At 72.2% G+C, this 16545-nt stretch carries 14 protein-coding genes and 1 pseudogene; 10 read left to right on the top strand and 5 right to left on the bottom strand.

What is annotated here, in order from left to right; all coding sequences use genetic code 11:
* Nucleotides 1-1309: MGDG synthase family glycosyltransferase (locus tag ACWC09_RS47450; RefSeq protein ID WP_450857937.1), on the bottom strand; the 1309-nt coding region annotated here is incomplete at its 3' end.
* A gap of 136 nt (nucleotides 1310-1445) precedes the next feature.
* On the opposite strand from ACWC09_RS47450, the gene ACWC09_RS47455 reads away from it, so the two are divergent.
* The 6 genes from ACWC09_RS47455 to ACWC09_RS47480 all read left to right on the top strand — a co-directional run bounded on the left by ACWC09_RS47455 (nucleotide 1446) and on the right by ACWC09_RS47480 (nucleotide 6951).
* Entirely contained in the window at nucleotides 1446-1853 is a 408-nt protein-coding gene (locus tag ACWC09_RS47455; protein WP_450857938.1) for a BlaI/MecI/CopY family transcriptional regulator, read from the top strand.
* Between the two features lie 4 nt (nucleotides 1854-1857).
* Complete coding sequence (locus tag ACWC09_RS47460) at nucleotides 1858-2925, top strand: M56 family metallopeptidase (RefSeq protein ID WP_450857939.1); 1068 nt, start codon at nucleotides 1858-1860, stop codon at nucleotides 2923-2925.
* A gap of 269 nt (nucleotides 2926-3194) precedes the next feature.
* Complete coding sequence (locus ACWC09_RS47465) at nucleotides 3195-4133, top strand: ABC transporter ATP-binding protein (RefSeq protein WP_450857941.1); 939 nt, start codon at nucleotides 3195-3197, stop codon at nucleotides 4131-4133.
* Nucleotides 4130-4969 carry an ABC transporter permease gene (locus ACWC09_RS47470; RefSeq protein WP_450857943.1) on the top strand — a complete coding sequence of 280 codons (840 nt, stop codon included), beginning with the start codon at nucleotides 4130-4132 and terminating at the stop codon, nucleotides 4967-4969. Before ACWC09_RS47465 ends, ACWC09_RS47470 begins: the two co-directional genes overlap by 4 nt.
* 27 nt (nucleotides 4970-4996) lie before the next feature.
* Nucleotides 4997-6286: a sensor histidine kinase gene (locus ACWC09_RS47475; protein ID WP_450857977.1), complete on the top strand. Its 1290-nt coding sequence runs from the start codon at nucleotides 4997-4999 to the stop codon at nucleotides 6284-6286.
* Entirely contained in the window at nucleotides 6283-6951 is a 669-nt protein-coding gene (locus ACWC09_RS47480; protein WP_450857945.1) for a response regulator, read from the top strand. The genes ACWC09_RS47475 and ACWC09_RS47480 overlap by 4 nt, the downstream gene beginning before the upstream one ends.
* Nucleotides 6952-7055: 104 nt before the next feature.
* On the opposite strand, the gene ACWC09_RS47485 is transcribed toward ACWC09_RS47480, so the two are convergent.
* The 4 genes and pseudogenes from ACWC09_RS47485 to adhE form a co-directional block, all read right to left on the bottom strand.
* A complete protein-coding gene (locus ACWC09_RS47485) occupies nucleotides 7056-8807 on the bottom strand; it encodes a hypothetical protein (protein ID WP_450857947.1) in 1752 nt (583 codons plus the stop codon).
* A 128-nt stretch (nucleotides 8808-8935) separates the two neighbouring features.
* A pseudogene (locus ACWC09_RS47490) lies at nucleotides 8936-9298 on the bottom strand (Dyp-type peroxidase); the annotation flags it as partial.
* 93 nt (nucleotides 9299-9391) lie between these two features.
* Complete coding sequence (locus ACWC09_RS47495; protein WP_450857949.1) at nucleotides 9392-10057, bottom strand: DUF4389 domain-containing protein; 666 nt, start codon at nucleotides 10055-10057, stop codon at nucleotides 9392-9394.
* A 134-nt stretch (nucleotides 10058-10191) separates the two neighbouring features.
* Complete coding sequence (gene adhE / locus ACWC09_RS47500; protein WP_450857951.1) at nucleotides 10192-12879, bottom strand: bifunctional acetaldehyde-CoA/alcohol dehydrogenase; 2688 nt, start codon at nucleotides 12877-12879, stop codon at nucleotides 10192-10194.
* Nucleotides 12880-13444: 565 nt separating this feature from the next.
* On the opposite strand from adhE, the gene ACWC09_RS47505 reads away from it, so the two are divergent.
* From ACWC09_RS47505 to ACWC09_RS47520, 4 genes are read left to right on the top strand one after another with little or no spacing between them, the layout of a single operon-like run.
* Nucleotides 13445-14665: a PAS domain S-box protein gene (locus ACWC09_RS47505; RefSeq protein ID WP_450857952.1), complete on the top strand. Its 1221-nt coding sequence runs from the start codon at nucleotides 13445-13447 to the stop codon at nucleotides 14663-14665.
* Nucleotides 14662-15048, top strand: coding sequence for an STAS domain-containing protein (locus ACWC09_RS47510; protein ID WP_450857954.1), 387 nt, complete (start codon nucleotides 14662-14664; stop codon nucleotides 15046-15048). The genes ACWC09_RS47505 and ACWC09_RS47510 overlap by 4 nt, the downstream gene beginning before the upstream one ends.
* Nucleotides 15045-15473, top strand: coding sequence for an ATP-binding protein (locus tag ACWC09_RS47515; RefSeq protein WP_450857956.1), 429 nt, complete (start codon nucleotides 15045-15047; stop codon nucleotides 15471-15473). The genes ACWC09_RS47510 and ACWC09_RS47515 overlap by 4 nt, the downstream gene beginning before the upstream one ends.
* A gap of 19 nt (nucleotides 15474-15492) precedes the next feature.
* Complete coding sequence (locus ACWC09_RS47520; protein WP_450857958.1) at nucleotides 15493-16497, top strand: SpoIIE family protein phosphatase; 1005 nt, start codon at nucleotides 15493-15495, stop codon at nucleotides 16495-16497.
* Nucleotides 16498-16545 lie beyond the last annotated feature (48 nt).

Below are 16545 nucleotides of genomic sequence, written 5' to 3' on the forward strand. Positions count from 1 at the left end.
GGACCCGCGTTGCGTCTGTGACGGGTTCGCTGTCGGGTCGGGGGTGGGGGAGTGGTGGCGGCTCCGGGTGGTGCGCCCGTGGGATCTCCGTGATGGGTTTGCTGTCGGGCCCGCGGTGAGGGAGCGGTGCCAGCCCCACCCGCTGTACGTGTGCTATCTCCCTGGCGGGTCCCGCGTCGGCCCCCGTGGCGAACAGGGCGAGCCCTGCCGTGCGTTGGCGCAAGCGAAGCGGGCCGTCGATCAGGTCGCAGAGCACCGGCTTCAGCTGGGCCGGGTCGCGGATCCAGATCGCTGTGCCGGCCTCGTCGAGGGCGGCGGCGTTGGTCAGGCCGTGGCCCGGTATGCAGCGGTAGCTCGCGACGGGGAGGCCGGTGGCGAAGGCCTCCAGGGAGCTGAGCCCGCCCGCGTTCTGGACCAGGACGTCCGCGGCGTGCATCAGGCCGGGCATGTCGTCGACCCAGCCGTACGTGTGCTCGATGCCGTCGGCGCGCAGTTGCCCGGCCAGCGTCCCGTTGCGGCCGCAGACGACCACGGGCACGGCGGCCCCGCTCTCCCGCAGCTCCCGGGCGACCTGACGGACCGGCCCGACGCCCCAGGAACCGGCGACCAGCAGCGCCAGCGGAGCATGCTCGGGGAGGCCGAAGCGGGTGCGGGCCGCAGCACGTTCCCTCGCGTCGCCCGGACGGAACCGCGGATCCACCACCGGACCGCACACCCGGACGTCCCTGGCCCCGGCGGCACGCGCTTGGCCTGCGGGCACGGTGTGGGCCGCGAGGTGCACGTCCACGCCGTCCGCCACCCACAGCGGGTGTACGGAGAAGTCGGTGAGGTAGGTGAGGACGGGCGCCGTCAGCCGTCCCCGCATCCGTAGGCCGCCCAGAACCCGGCTGGCCCCGGGGTAGGTGGAGACCACCGCGCCGGTGCCGGGGCGCAGCGCGTGCAGCATCCGGTCCTCGGCCGTGCGCAGCAGCGCCCTCGCCAACGGCCCGCCCCCGCCCGCGCGTTCGGTGCTGCGGTAGACCCGCTGGTACGCCCAGGGCGCCCGGACCAGCATCCGGTGGTAGCCGTCCCGGACCAGCGGTCCGAGCCGGGCCGGCAGCAGGTCCAGCAGATCGAACCGGTCGACGGTGAGCCCGCGCGCCGTGAGCCGGCGGTCCAGCTCGGCGGCGGCACCGTCGTGTCCTGCGCCGATGCTCGCCGAGACGATCGCGACGCGTTCGGCCCGTGCCGTGGCGGGCGGCAGTGGCTCGGGGCGCAGAGTCGCGGCCGCCAGGGCACGCAGATGCACCGAACTTCCGAGGTGGGGCATGGGGGCTCGTTCCTCCGCGGGTGGAGTGGGCGGCCGAACTCTACAACATGTAGTAGCTATCCTCGTACAAGATGTAGTAGGTCCGCCGGTAGGCTGGGGTGCCGAGCGGGAAGGCTGGTGAACGGTGCGCGACCGGATGCGGAAGAGCGACGAAAGCGGTGGGGCGGGCGGCCGGAGGGCGCGCGGGGAGCTGGAGAGCGGCGTCCTCGCCGCGCTGTGGGCCGCGGACGAGCCGCTGACCGCACGGCGGGTCCAGGAACGGCTGCCCGGGGACCTCGCCTACACGACCGTGCTGACGATCCTGTCCCGCCTGTACGACAAGGGCATGCTCGTACGGCACCCCGCGGGCCGCGGCTACGCCTACGCGCCCGTCCGGGACGAGGCGTCCGAGACCGCCGTACGGATGCACAGCCTGCTGGAGCGCGGCGCGGACCGGGAGGCGGTGCTCGCCCGCTTCGTGTCCGAACTCTCGCAGGAGGACGAGCAGTTGCTGCAGCGACTGCTGGGCGAGCAGGACGCAGGGCGCGGGGACGACGGGCAGTGAGCCGGTGAGGATCAGCGTCTACGTCCCGCTCCTGGTCACCGTGGTCCTCGCTGTGCTCGCGCCCCGGGCGGCCCGGCGGCCGGCACCGCGGCCCGCGGCCTGGTTCCTGGCGTGCGCGGCGCTCGTGACGGCGACCGGCTGGCTGGGCGCACTGGCCCTGCTGGCGTTCACCGGGTTCGCGCAGCTCCCCGAGGTCGCGGAGGAGGGCCACTGGTCGGTGGCCGCGCTGCGGACACAGGACCCGGTCTCGCTGGCCGTCGCGGCCGTCAGCGCCCTGGCTCTGACGGCGGGGCTCGGCGCGCTGGGCGTGGCGGCCGTACGGCAGGTCCGCCATGTCCTGTGGGCTCGGCGGGAGTGCGGCCGGGTGCCCGGGGACACCGAACTGGCCGTCCTCGACGACGAGGCCCCGCAGGCGTTCGCGCTGCCCGGCGCGCCCGGTCGGATCGTGGTGTCGAGGGGGATGCTGCGCTGCCTGAGCGACGGCGAACGCGAGGCGCTCCTCGCCCACGAACGGGCCCATCTACGAGGCCGCCACCACCTCTTCCAGACCGTGTGGCGGCTTGCCGCGGCCGTCAACCCGCTGCTGCGACCGCTGGCCGAGGCGGGCGGGTTCGTCCTGGAGCGCTGGGCCGACGAGGAGGCCGCGGCCCGCATCGGCAGCCGTACGGTCGTCGCCCGCGCCGTCGGCCGCGCGGCCCTCGCCTCCGCGGGCGCCGCCCGCCCCGCCACCCTCGCCGCGACCGGCGGGGCGGTGCCCCAGCGGGTACAGGCCCTGCTCGCCCCGCCACCCCCACGCCGCACCCTCCCCTTCGTGGCCGGTGCCCTCCTCCTCACCCTGTGCTGCGCCAGCCTCGCCAACGCCGCCTCGGACAGCGAAAGCCTGGTCGAGAGCGCGGAACGGGCACAGTGCGCGAAGGACACGGGAGCGCCGGGCACCGAGCGGGCGGGGCAGGCTGAGCCGGCCGCCGGCGCGCCGCGTGCCGGCGTGGCGGACCGACCTGCGTCGCGGCCGGAGGCCTGCTGCGGTCACGATCATCATGGAGGCGACCGGCAGGGAAGGCGGCGCTGGTAGCCGAGGGTGCGGGCCCGGGGTGTCGAGGGTGCGGGGTGCTGGGCGTGGCGTGGGCGGGCCGCCCCGTGCCACGGCCGGACGCCTGCCGCGGCCGTGTTCACCATTCGGCCGATCACGAAAGGCCCCGCTCCCAGCCCCGTAGTACCCCGGTACTACACCCCCGCCCCACTTCAGCCTCTCGGTACCACGGCATCGGCCGACTCCGCTCGTAGCGTTGCCGGTGTGGCGTCGGAAGTGAGGGGCGCCGGAGGCCGACAGGAAGGGCGCGCATGATCGACGCACGGCAGTTGACCAAGAGGTACGGCGAGAAGACGGCCGTGGACGGGCTGGAGTTCGTCGTGAAGCCGGGTACCGTCACCGGCTTTCTGGGGCCCAACGGCGCGGGCAAGTCCACGACGATGCGCATGATCGTCGGCCTCGACGCTCCCACCAGCGGCACCGTCACCGTGAACGGCCACCACTACGCCCGCCACCAGGCCCCGCTCCAGGAGGTCGGCGCCCTGCTGGAGGCGAAGTCCATCCACCCGGGCCGCTCGGCCTACAACCACCTCAGGGCCCTCGCACTGACCCACGGCATCCCGCGCCGCCGGGTCGACGAGGTCATCGAGCTGGCCGGGCTGGGCAGCGTGGCGCGGAAGCGGGCCGGCGCCTTCTCCCTCGGCATGGGCCAGCGGCTCGGCATCGCCGCGGCGCTGCTCGGCGATCCGCAGACGGTGATGCTGGACGAGCCGGTCAACGGGCTGGACCCGGAGGGCGTGCTCTGGATCCGGAATCTGCTCAAGACCCTCGCCGAGGAGGGGCGGACCGTGTTCGTCTCCTCGCATCTCATGACCGAGATGGCCCTGGTGGCGGACCATCTGATCGTCGTGGGCCGCGGGCGGCTGCTCGCCGACACCACCGTGGGAGAGCTCATCCGCGAGGCCGGCGGTGACACGGTCAACGTGGCGACCCAGGACCCTGCGCGTCTGAGGGACGTACTGGCCGGCCCCGGCGTCGACGTCACCGGCCGCATCGGCTCCGAGGAGCTGCAGGTGACCGGCCTGAGTGCCCGGGAGATCGGGCTGACGGCGGCCGAGCACGGGATCGCGCTGTTCGAACTGAGCACGCGGACCGTGTCGTTGGAAGAGGCGTTCATGGACCTGACCAGGGACGCCGTGGAGTACCACGGCTCCACGACCGGGATCGAGACCCTCGAGAGGCCCGCATGAGCACCCTCACCGCAACCGCCGAGGAACCCAGGACCGCCCCCGCCCGGCCCGCATACCGGGTCACGGGACGGCGTGTGCTCGCCTCGGAGTGGGCCAAGTTGTGGTCCCTGCGCTCGACCTGGATCACCCTGGGGCTGGGGCTGCTGTTCCTCGTCGCCTTCGGCCTCATCGCCGCCAGCCGCTACAAGTCCGGCATCAACTCCGGCCACATGGACCGGGACTTCGCCTCGTCCACGGCCGTCAGCCTCTCCCTCTTCGGTACGAACTTCGCCCAGCTGGCCCTGGGCGTGCTCGGCGTGCTGGTCACGGCGGGCGAGTACTCGACCGGCATGATCCGCTCCACCCTCGCGGCGGTGCCCCGCAGGCTTCCCGTGCTGTGGTCCAAGGCCGCCGTGTTCGGGCTGGTCGCGCTGGTGGTGGGGACCGTCGGTGCGTTCGTCGCCTTCCTGATCGGCAGCGGGATCGTCTCGGGCACGCCTGCCGCCATGAGCCTTTCGCACGCAGGGGTGCTGCGGAGTCTGCTCGGCGCCGGGCTCTACCTCGGCCTGGTCGGTGTGATCGGCGCCGCCCTGGGCGCGCTGCTGCGGTCGGTGGCCGGCGGGATCTCGGTGCTGGTGGCCACCCTGATGCTGATCCCGGGCCTGATCTCGCTGCTGCCGAGCTCCTGGCAGGACAACATCAGCCCCTATCTGCCGTCCAACGCGGGGGAGTCGATGTTCGCCCTCACCCACGACTCCACCACCCTCTCGCCGGGCGCCGGACTGCTGGTCTTCCTGTGCTGGACGGCACTGGCGCTGGCGGGCGCGGCGTACCGGCTCACCCGCAGCGACGTCTGACCCCTGCACCATGGCAGCGTGACGTCCGTGAACGCCGTGTCCACCGATGACCTCAGCGGAATGGGTCCGCTGGTCGCCCGCCTGTCCCGGGGCGGCCAGCGGCTGCGGCATGCCGACCGGACCCGTCCGTGGGTCCTGGACACCGCGGTCGTCCTCCTCGTCTTCCTGATGTTCTGCCTGCCCGACCTGCTCCACCACGGCGGGAGCGACGGCGACGGACCGCGCCGGTTCCGGGTCGCCTTCACCCAACTGCCCCTCGCGGGCATGCTGGCGCTGCAGGCAGGACTCGTACTCCCCCTGCTGTGGCGGCGACGCAGACCCCTGGCGGCCTTCGCCGCCATCACGGCGGTGTTCCTCCTGCAGTGGTCCCTGAACGCCGTACTGCGCGCGGACATAGCCCTGTTCATCGCCCTCTACAGCCTGGCCCTGCACGGGCGGCTACGGCAGCTGGCGTGGGCCTGCGCCGCCACGGCCGGTGCCATGGTGCTGGTCGCCATACGCGTGTCCCCGGCCGTGTCCGTCTGGGACGCGCTGTTCTTCCTGCTCAGCACGGCGACCGCCGCCCTCGCGCTCGGTCTGATGGTCCGCATCCGCCGGGCCCAGCTCGCCGGGCTGCGCGAGCGGGCCGCCCGGCTGGAGATCGAGCGCGACCAGCGCAGCAGGCTGGCCGCGGCCACCGAACGCACCCGGGTCGCCCGCGAGATGCACGACATCGTCGGCCACAACCTGTCCGTCATCATCACGCTCGCCGACGCCGGCGCCTACGCCACCGACATCGCCCCCGAACGCGGCAAGGAGGCCCTCCATCTCATCGGCGACACCGGCCGGCAGGCCCTCGGCGAGCTGCGCCGCATGCTCGGCGTGCTGCGCGAGCCGGCGGACGGGCCCCGGAGCGGGCCCGAACTCAGCCCGCAGCCCGGCATCGCCGACGTCGAGGCGCTGTGCGCCAAGGTGCGCGCGGCCGGTCTCGAGGTGGTCTACCGGACCTCCGGCGAGGTCGACGCCCTGGACGGCGGCGTACAGCTGACGGTGTACCGCATCGTCCAGGAAGCCCTCACCAACACCCTGAAGCACGCCGACAGCGACACCCGGGTGCGCCTGGCGATCCTCGTCGAGGACAGCCGGCTGACCATCCGGGTCCAGGACGACGGTCCGGCCGCACCGCCGGGACCGCCGAACGAGGAAGGACACGGCCTGGTGGGCATGCGGGAACGAGCGGCCCTGTACGGCGGCACCGTCAGCGCGGGACCGGCGGCCGGCGGCGGTTGGAGCGTGGAGGCCGTCCTCGACCTCACCCCCGAGGGCGGTGCCCGGTGACCACGGTGCTCATCGTCGACGACCAGCCGCTCCAGCGCTACGGCTTCCGGATGCTGCTGGACTCCGTACCGGAGACCGAGGTCGTGGGGGAGGCCGCGCACGGCGCCGAGGGCGTCCGCAAGGCCGCCGAACTCCGCCCCGACGTGGTCCTGATGGACGTCCGCATGCCCGGCATGGACGGCATCGAGGCCACCCGCCGGATCGTCGCCGCCGGCGACCGCTCGCGCATCCTCGTGCTCACCACCTTCGACCTCGACGAGTACGTGCACGCCGCCATCCGGGCCGGCGCCAGCGGCTTCCTCCTCAAGGACGCGCGCCCCGAGGAGCTCCTGGCCGGCATCCGCGCGGTCGCCGCCGGCGACGCGGTCATCGCGCCCGCTCTCACCCGCCGTCTCCTGGACGAGTTCGCCCAGTACGTCCCCGCGCGGCGCGGCGACGCCGCCGAGGACCCGGCACTCGCCTCCCTCACCGACCGCGAACGCGAGATCCTCGTCGCCGTCGGCAAGGGCTTGACCAACGGCGAGATCGCCACCCGCTTCGTCCTCTCCGAGTCCACGGTCAAGACCCACGTCGGCCGCGTCCTCGCCAAGATCGGCGCCCGCGACCGCATCCAGGCAGTGATCTTCGCCTACGACCACGGCCTCGCCCGGCCCAACGCGGACTGAGCCGGCGCGACGGCGCCGGGGACGACCGCGGTGCCGAGTCCCGGTGGTGATCTTCGCCGACGAGCATCAACTGCGCGGGCGCTGGAACGGCCGGGCCGCGGGCGTCACGAACCCCGCGGTGCGGTGGCTTCGAAGGGTGCGGTGCTGATGGTCATGGGCGTTCCGGTGACGGCGATGAGATACATGCGTTCGTTCCGGGCGGTGGGCAGTGCGCGGTGGCCGCCCTGTGGCCGTACGACGTACACGGCGGTGCTGTGCGGGGCGAGGGTGGCGGGACCCGCGGTGATGGTCCACCAGTTGGAGGCGCCCTGGCCGAGACGGCTCGCGAAGTGCGGGGTGAGGGCGGTACCGGTGGTGTTGGTCGCGCGGACCGTGACGGAGGTGACGGCGGGGTGGGACCGGCCGGTGAGGTGAGCGGTGAGCGCCATGCGCAGGGGCGGCGGGCTCGCGGCGGCGATGGCGGCGCACAGCAGGGCGGGGGTCAGCAGCGCCATGGCCACGGCGGCCTTGGCGGGGCGGCCGGTGAGACGGGTGATGCGGGGCTGCCAGGCATGGGCCAGGGCCGAGGAGGGAACCGTCGCCGCGGCCGCCAGCCACAGCGGGGTCATCATCAGGAAGTAGCCGTCCTGGGACCGGGTGGCGAGGTAGAAGGACAGCCAGGGCAGGACGGTCAGGGCCGGACCCAGGCGGCGGACGAAGAGGAAGGTCGCGGCGAGCAGGCCGGCGAAGAGGAGCCGGCCGGCGTAGGAGTAGTAGTCGAGTCGGCTGCTGCCGTCGGTGAAGTAGTAGGAGATGCCCATCAGGCCCTGGCCGTGCAGGATCGCCTTCTGGGTGAGGGGCAGCAGCAGTCCGTGCAGCCAGGCGGAGAAGCCCTGGGCGGCGAAGTAGACGTTGACGGCGGTCCACGTCAGGGCCGCGACCCCGGTGAAGCGGGCCAGCACGGCTGCCGCGGGACGGGCGCCGAGTTCGCCGCGCCGTACCGCGTACAGGCCGATCAGCAGGAACGGGACGAAGAACCACGCCAGTTGCTGCGCGGCACAGGCGGCGCCCAGGCACACCGCCCGCAGCACTCCGCCGCGCCCCAGCCGCCCGCCCGCGCCCGTGGCCGGCCAGCGGACCACCACCGGCACGAGCAGGGCCAGGGCGACGATCGCCGGGTAGCCGGAGCGGGCGTACCCCGGCAGGATGCCGAAGCCGAGGCACACGGCGGTGGCCGCCGACCGCCAGGGGGCGGGCAGGAGCAGCCACAGCGCGATCGTTCCGGCGATCAGCGCGCCCGTGGTGACCAGGGTGGCGGCCGCCGGGGTGTGCAGGAGGGCGTGGACCGGAGCGGCGAGCAGGGCGGTCAGCGGTGGATAGCCGTACGTGTAGTCGGCGCCGCCGGACATCGTCTTGGTCAGGCCGGAGTTCGGGGTTCCGAACAGCCAGGGCCAGGGCTGTCCGTAGATGGCGTGGCCGTGCGCGATCTCGCTCGCGGCCTGCTCGGTCAGCACGCCCTCGTCGGTGCCGATGTGGGTCAGCCAGAAGCTGCAGAGCACCAGGGCCACCGCGAGGACGAGCACCGCGGCGTCCACCCGGACCAGGGCCCGCCGGCCGCGCACGGCCAGGGCGAGCACCCCGCACACCAGGATCCCGGCGTAACAGACGGAGATGACCGCGGCGGCCGGCGGGTGGACGAGCATCGCCCGGGTCCAGGCCGCGCGGGTGCCGATGAACAGGCTGATCGTGGCGAGCAGCGTCATGCCCCGGTGCCACTGCTGCGGGGTGCCGGCGTCACCGCCGGTCCGGAGGCGGACGGTGACGGACGGGGGCAGGTCGCGCCATCGAACCCTGATGGCGGCGATATCGACGTCCATGTCCCACTCCTCCACTCACGGCTACTACAACATGTAGAGAGGAGTTGTGCGCGCTGGGTTCGCCCGAAAGAGGTGAGAGGGTCACAAGAAGGTGGTCCGGTGTTCACCCGGCTGCCACCGGCGTGAGCTCAGGCTGTGAGCAGTCCGCGGCCGAACCAGTCCTCGCCGTCGCGGACCCCGGGCAGGGCGAAGAAGTAGCCGCCGCCGGTGGGCGAGATGTAGTCGACGAGGGGTTCGTCGATCAGACGGGTCTGCGTGGCCTCGAACTGCCGCTTGACGTCCTGCTGGTAGCAGCAGAACACCAGACCCATGTCGAGGTTGCCGACGTCGTCGATCCCGCGGTCGTAGTTGTAACCCCGGCGCAGGATGCGGGAGGTGTCGGTGGCGGCGGTGCGCGGGTTGGCGAGGCGGATATGGGCGTCGAGGGGGATCGCGGTGCCGTGCGGGTCCTTGGCGTACTGGGGGATGTCGGTCTCCCTGGCACCGTCCAGCCAAAGCCTGCGACGGTCGCGGCCGCTGTCATGGCCGACGGATGTTGCCGTCGAAGCCGCCACAGAGGTCGACCGGCCACAGCACCGCTCACCTCACTTCGGCACCTCCGCGGCGCCCGGCTCGGTGCCGCCCATGTCGAGGCGGAACGGCGGATACGCGTCCGTCATGAGGGCGGTGTAGGCGGCCACCCGCAGCACCCAGCGGTTCAGGCCGATGATCAGGTCGTACAGGTCCCGGGGGTACTTCTCGGTGAAGGCCAGGGTCACGGCGGCGATCACCGACAGGACGGCGACGAGCCCGCCGTCCCACAAGCCGAGGTGCCAGCCGCCCAGGAAGAAGCCGATGACGATGTACTGCGGAATGGCCAGCAGCCACCACTTCACCAACACCAGGCCCCGGGAGAGGTGTTCGGGGTAGTCGATGTCGAGGCGCGCCGGGTAGTCGGGTTCCTCACCCAGGCTGAACGGGGGATAGCGGTCGGTGCCCAGGGCGCCGTAGGAGTAGTAGGCGACCCGCCAACTCCAGCGCAGTACGCCCAGGTTGAAGTCGAACAGAGGACGCGGATAGCGCTCGGTGAACAGGATGCTGAAGAACGCGATCACGCCGACCACCGTGAAGGCGATCCACAGGAAGAACAACACCACGTAGTGGGGGATGACCAGGATCCACTTCACCAGCCACAGCCACCGGGACAGCGGGGTGTCGAGCACCGCGTTCACCCGGACCGGACGGTCCGGTGTTCCAGCACCGGTTGTCATGGTGATCAACTCCTTCGCCCAGGGCGCCGGACGCCGACTCGGGCACATGTCCAGCCTTGCCCTCGCCGGACTGGCGAGCGAGGGCCGGTCGGACCTGACGGGGTGCCATGGGTCCCGGTCGCCGTTCGGTGCTTCTAGAGGTCCGAGCGGTCGCCCTCGTCGCCGTAGTAGGCCGCCCGCATGAGTTCCTGCATGTCGTCGAGCATGGGCATCCTCGGGTTGGCGGGCGCGCACTGGTCCTCGTAGGCGTTCAGCGCCTGCTGGGCCAGCGCGTCCAGGAAGGCGCGCTCGTCGACCTTGAGGGCCCGGAACGTCGGCTCGATGCCGACCGCGGCGCGGAGGCGCTCCACCGCGCCGGCGAGCGACTCGACGCCCTCGGCCGGGGTGGCGGCGGGCAGTCCGAGGGCGCGGGCGATGTCCTGGAAGCGCTCCGGGGCCCGGTAGTTCTCGTACTTGGGCCAGCCGGTCAGCTTCGTCGGGACGGTGCCGTTGTAGCGGATGACGTGCGGCAGCAGGACCGCGTTGGTGCGGCCGTGCGCGAGGTGGAAGGTGGCGCCGAGGGTGTGGGACATGGCGTGCACGATGCCGAGGAAGGCGTTGCCGAAGGCCATGCCCGCGATCGTGCCGGCGTTGTGCATCTTCTCCTGCGCGTCCGGCCGCCCGGCGCGGTCGTTGACCGCCGCCTCGATGTTCTCGAAGATCAGCCGGATCGCGTGCAGGGCGAGGCCGTCGGTGAAGTCGTTGGCGTAGACGGACACATACGCCTCGATGGCGTGCGTGAGCGCGTCGAAGCCGCTGTCGGCGGCCAGCGCCCGGGGCAGCTCGGTGGTCAGCAGCGGGTCGATGATGGCGACGCTGGGAGTGAGCGCGTAGTCGGCCAGCGGGTACTTCTTGCCCGTCGCCGGATCGGAGATCACCGCGAAGGGGGTGACCTCGGCACCCGTGCCCGACGTGGTGGGGACGCACACCAGCCGGGCGAGCTTGCCGAGGACCGGGAAGCGGAAGGCGCGCTTGCGGATGTCGGAGAACTTGTGCCGCATGTCGGCGAAGTCGACGTCCCTGCCCTCGGCCTGCTGCTCGTACAGCAGCCACATCACCTTGGCCGCGTCCATGGGGGAGCCGCCGCCCAGGGCGATGATGGTGTCCGGCCGGAAGTCGCCCATGAGGCGCGCCCCGCGCCGGACGGAGTCGATGCTCGGCTCGGGCTCGACGTTGTCGATGACCTGGATGGTGACCGGCTCCCGACGGCGCCGCAGCACGCGCTCGACCCGGTCGACGAAGCCGAGGCGGGTCATGGTCGCGTCCGTGACGACGGTGACGCGGTGGACGTCCGGCATGGAGGCGAGGTAGCGGATGGACTGCGGCTCGAAGTAGATCTTCGGTGGGACCTTGAACCACTGCAGGTTGTTGCGGCGCATCGAGACCCGCTTGACGTTGAGCAGCTGGGCGGCGGAGACGTTGTTGGACACCGAGGTGCTGCCCCAGGAGCCGCAGCCCAGGGTGAGCGACGGCAGCAGGCCGTTGTAGATGCCGCCGATGGCGCCCTGCGAGGACGGGGCGTTGACGATGACGCGTACCGTCTTTATGCGCTTGCCGTACTCCTGCGCCAACGCGGTGTCCTCGGTGTGGATGACCGAGCTGTGGCCCTGGCCGTGGAAGGCGACCATGTCGGCGGCCAGGTCGAAGCCCTGCTGCTCGGAGCCGGCCCGCAGCACGGCGAGGACCGGGCAGAGCTTCTCCCGGGTCAGTGGCTCGTCGGGGCCGACCCGCCCGGCTTCGACCAGGATGAGCGAGGTCTCGGCCGGCACGGTGAAGCCGGCCTGCTCGGCGATCCACGCCGGGCTCTGCCCGACGGCCGCCGCGTTGACCTTGGGCTCACATCCGGCCCCCGCCTTGTGAGCCGCGTTGTCCGCGGGGAACAGGAACCTCTCCAGCTTGGTCTTCTCCTCGGCGCTCGCCTGATGGGCGTGCAGGGTGCGGAACTCGGCCAGAGCGGCGTCGTAGATCTCGTCGTCCAGGATGACGGCCTGCTCGGAGGCGCAGATCATGCCGTTGTCGAACGACTTGGACAGCACCAGGTCGTTGACGGCCCGCCGCAGCTTGGCGCTCTTGTGGACGTAGGCGGGAACGTTGCCGGCGCCCACGCCCAGGGCGGGTTTTCCGGCCGAGTAGGCGGCCTTGACCATGGCGTTGCCGCCGGTCGCCAGGATCAGGGAGACGCCGGGGTGACGCATGAGGGTGCCGGTGGCCTCGACCGACGGTGTCTCGATCCACTGGACGCAGTGCTCGGGCGCCCCGGCGGCGACGGCCGCGTCACGCACCACACGGGCCGCCTCCGCGCTGCAGCGCTGGGCGGAGGGGTGGAAGGCGAACACGACCGGGTTGCGGGTCTTCAGCGCCATCAACGCCTTGAAGATCGTGGTGGAGGTCGGGTTGGTGACCGGCGTGATCGCACACACCACGCCGACGGGTTCGGCCACCTCGATCATGTCGTCGATGTCGTCGCGGGCGATGACACCCACGGTCTTCATCGTGCCCATGCTGTACGTGACGTGCTCGCAGGCGAACATGTTCTTGGCGGCCTTGTCCTCGAAGACCCCCCGCCCGGTCTCCTCGACCGCGAGGCGGGCCAGCGCGGTGTGCTGGTCCAGAGCGGCGACCGACGCCTTCTTCACGATGTGGTCGACCTGCTCCTGGTCGAGGCTCTCGTAGTCGGCCAGTGCCTTGAGCCCGTTCGTCACCAGCCGGTCCACGGCGATGGCGGTGCTCGACGGTGCCTCGGCGGGGACAGCGGTCGCGGTGCGGTCGTCGTGGCGGGTCATGGGGGGTGTGCCTCCAGTGTCGAGAGGTGAAGCCGCACGGCCGGCGGCGCCGGGCGGAGGCGGTACCGCGAGGGATCGGTACCGCCTCCACCAGCAGCCTCTCCCGCGAACGACTGCGGCCCCAGGTCCCGTTGGTCCCGTCGAGGGGCTGATCGGCCCCGGACCTGCCGGGCCGGGAGGCCTGTCTGCCACTGGTTGCCGGATGCCGGATGCCGGATGCCGGATGCCGGATGCCGGGGCGATGGGCCCGTCGGCCGGGCCCGTGGAGGACGGCTTCGCCGCAGCACGACGTCCACAGTGAGGCGCTGCACTGTCCGAACTCGCGGTCCGGCCTCGCCTGACTGATCAGGGCTCGCCGACGGCCTGGAACCGCCTCCACGAGCCGGGCAACGGTCTCCCTCACGCGGTGGACCGCAACTCGGCGGCTGTGACGGTGATCGCTTGGGTGTGTCGAAGCCCCGATCAGTTGCCGTTGAAGGGCGATAGCATCGGCCGCGCCGGGGCCAGGGGGCCACCAGGGGAGGGCCCGGTTCGGGGATGAGCGATGTGAAGGGCGGGGCCGGGCATGACGACGTCACCGGGAGCCGGTCAGGATCCGCAGGAGGGCCTGCGCGATCTTGAGGTGATGCTGGACGCGATCACCGATCAGGCGATCATCAAGCTGGGGCCGGGCGGTGAGGTGGTCCGCTGGAGCGGCACCGCCCAGACCATGACCGGGTACGTGTCGGACGAGATGGTCGGCCGGTCGGTGGAGGTCCTGCACACCCCGGAGGACCGCGACGCCGGGCTGGTCGGGCGGGAACTGGACGCGGCCCGGCAGGACGGCCGGCGCACCTTCCAGGGCTGGCGGGTCCGCAAGAGCGGTGAGCGGTTCCTGGCCCAGGTCACGTTGACGCCGGTGCACGGCGAGGACGGAGCGGTGACCGGTTTCGTCAAGACGCTCAAGGACGTCACGGAGACCGCGCGGGCCGAGTCGCTCTTCCACGGTCTGCTGGAGTCGGCCCCCGACGCCATGCTGATCGTGGGGCAGGACGCGCGGATCGTCCTGGTCAACCGGCGCACGGAGGCGCTGTTCGGCTTCGACCGGGACGAGTTGGTCGGCCGGGAGATCGAGGTGCTCGTGCCGGCCCGGTTCCGCGACCGTCATGTCGGCCACCGCAGCGGCTTCCTCGCCGACCCCCGGCTGCGGCCGATGGGCGCGGGGCTGGAGCTGTACGGGATGCGCCGGGACGGCACCGAGTTCCCGGTGGAGATCAGTCTGAGCCCGCTGGAGACCGCCGAGGGGCAGTTGGTGGCGGCCGCGATCCGGGATGTCACCGAGCGCCGGGAGACCGAGCAGCGGCTGCAGCGGCAGCGCGACGAGATCCTGGAGCTGTCCACACCCGTGATCCAGGTGTGGGACAAGGTCCTGGCGCTGCCGATCATCGGCACGCTGGACACCCTGCGGGCCACCCGGCTGACCGAGGGCCTGCTGGAGAAGATCGCCCGGACCCAGGCCGAGGTGGCCATCCTGGACATCAGCGGGGTGCCCACCATCGACACCCAGGTCGCCCAGCACCTGCTCAAGACGGTGCAGGCGGCGGCGTTGATGGGGACGGTGAGCATCATGAGCGGGGTACGGCCGGAGACCGCTCAGTCCATGGTGCATCTGGGCATCGACATGGGGCGGCTGCGCTCCCGCAACACCCTGCAGGACGCACTCCAGCTGGCCCTCGCGGTGCTGGCCGAACGGGCCGGAACCGCGGCGACGGCCGCGCAGGCACTGAGGTCCGGGGGGTCGCGGTGACCGAGGACGTCGTACCGGTCATGCGGATCGGTGACACGCTGCTGGTGGCGTTGCAGGGTGACCTGGACGACACCACGGTGATGGCGATCGAGGAGCAGCTCACCCGGGAGGTCGCGGACACCTCCGCGTCCGGCATGCTGATCGACGTCAGCCGGCTGAGTGTCGTCGACACGTTCATCGCGCGTGTGCTGGCGAGGATCGTGGCGATGGTGCGGCTGCTGGGGGCGCAGGCGGCCGTGGTGGGGATCCAGCCGGCGGTGGCCATCACCTTGGTGGAACTGGGCGTGCCGATGGGGCACTTGGACACCGCGCTCAACGCCGAGCAGGGGCTGGCGCTGCTGGAACGGCTGCGGCGCAACGACACCGGTGCGGGCTGGCTGTGACGACGGAAGCCGCCACGAACCGGGAGCCGGACGTCTTCGCCATCGCCCACGAGGCCGACCTGATCCGCGTGCGCAAGGCGCTGCGCGCCGAAGCCGAGTCGGTGGGCCTGAACCTGGTGGACGCCACGAAGCTGATCACGGCCGGCAGCGAGCTGGCCCGCAACATCCTCAACTACGCCACCGGCCGGCGCGGCCGGATCAGCGTGGAGCAGGTGTACCGCTCCGGCCGCCGGGGGGTGCGGGCCACCTTCAGCGACGACGGGCCGGGCATCGAGGACATCGACGCGGCGCTGACCGACGGCTTCAGCACGCGGGGCAGTATGGGGCTGGGCCTGCCGGGGGCGCGCCGGCTGGTGGACGAGATGACCCTCACGTCCGACGCCGCCACGGGCACCACCGTGGTGATCGTGAAGTGGCAGCGGTGAGCGCGCCGGAGGCGGCACGGTGCTGAGGGAGAGCGAGCACCAGCGGCACGCGGTCGCGGCCGAGGAGGACGTCGGCGCCCTGCGCCGGTCGGTCGCCCGGGTAGCAGCCCGGTCGGGGCTGCGCGCGGGCGTGGCCGAGTTGGTCGCCACCGAACTGGGCACCAATCTGCTCCGGCACGCGCATCCCGGCGGTTATGTGCTGGTCCGCGGGGCCGGGGACGGGATCGAGTTGCTGTCCGTCGACCGTGGCCCGGGGATGACGGGCGTGGCCACGACCGTGACGTCGCCTCTGCCGTCGGCGCGCGGGGGTGGGCTGAACGCGGGGCTGAACGTCGTACGGCGCCATGCCGCCGAGTTCGACTGGTACTCCACGCGGCGCGGCACGGTCGTCTACGTGCGGGTGGGCAGCGCACGGTCCGGTCCGGACGACGGGTGGCGGTTCGGTGGTGTCAACGTCCCCTTGGGCGGAGACGGTGAGTCGGGGGATGCCTGGGCGGTCGTGCGCGGGCGGCCGCTGGCCGCGCTGGTCGTCGACGGGCTCGGGCACGGTCCGGGCGCGGCCCTCGCGTCGCGGGCCGCGGTCGGCGCGTTCGAGCGGGAGCGGGTCACCGACCTGAACCGGTTCGTACGGCAGGCGCACGAGGCGATGCGCGCGACCCGGGGCGGCGTGCTGGGCGCGTGCCTGATCGACGCCGAGCGGGGCGAACTCGCCTACGCCGCCGTCGGCAACATCGGCGGCCGGGTCTTCACCGGCACCCGGTCCGAGCATCTGCTGGATCATCCCGGGACGATCGGTACCCGTCTGTCGCTGCCCACCGTCCGTCTTCAGCACACCCCGTGGCAGCCTGGATCGACCCTCGTTCTGGTGTCCGACGGGATCCGCTCGGCCTGGAGCCTGCAGGATCATCCGCGCCTGTTGGAGCACCATCCGTCGGTGATCGCCGCCGTGCTCCAGCGGGAGTACGCGCGGCCCACCGATGACGCCACGGTGCTCGTGGTCCGCCAGGTCACCGCCGTGGCATGATGAACGTGGTTCGCGTCAGCAGACGAAAGGCGGTCAGCTGTGGGGGAC

This window comes from Streptomyces sp. NPDC001617, from assembly GCF_053596855.1.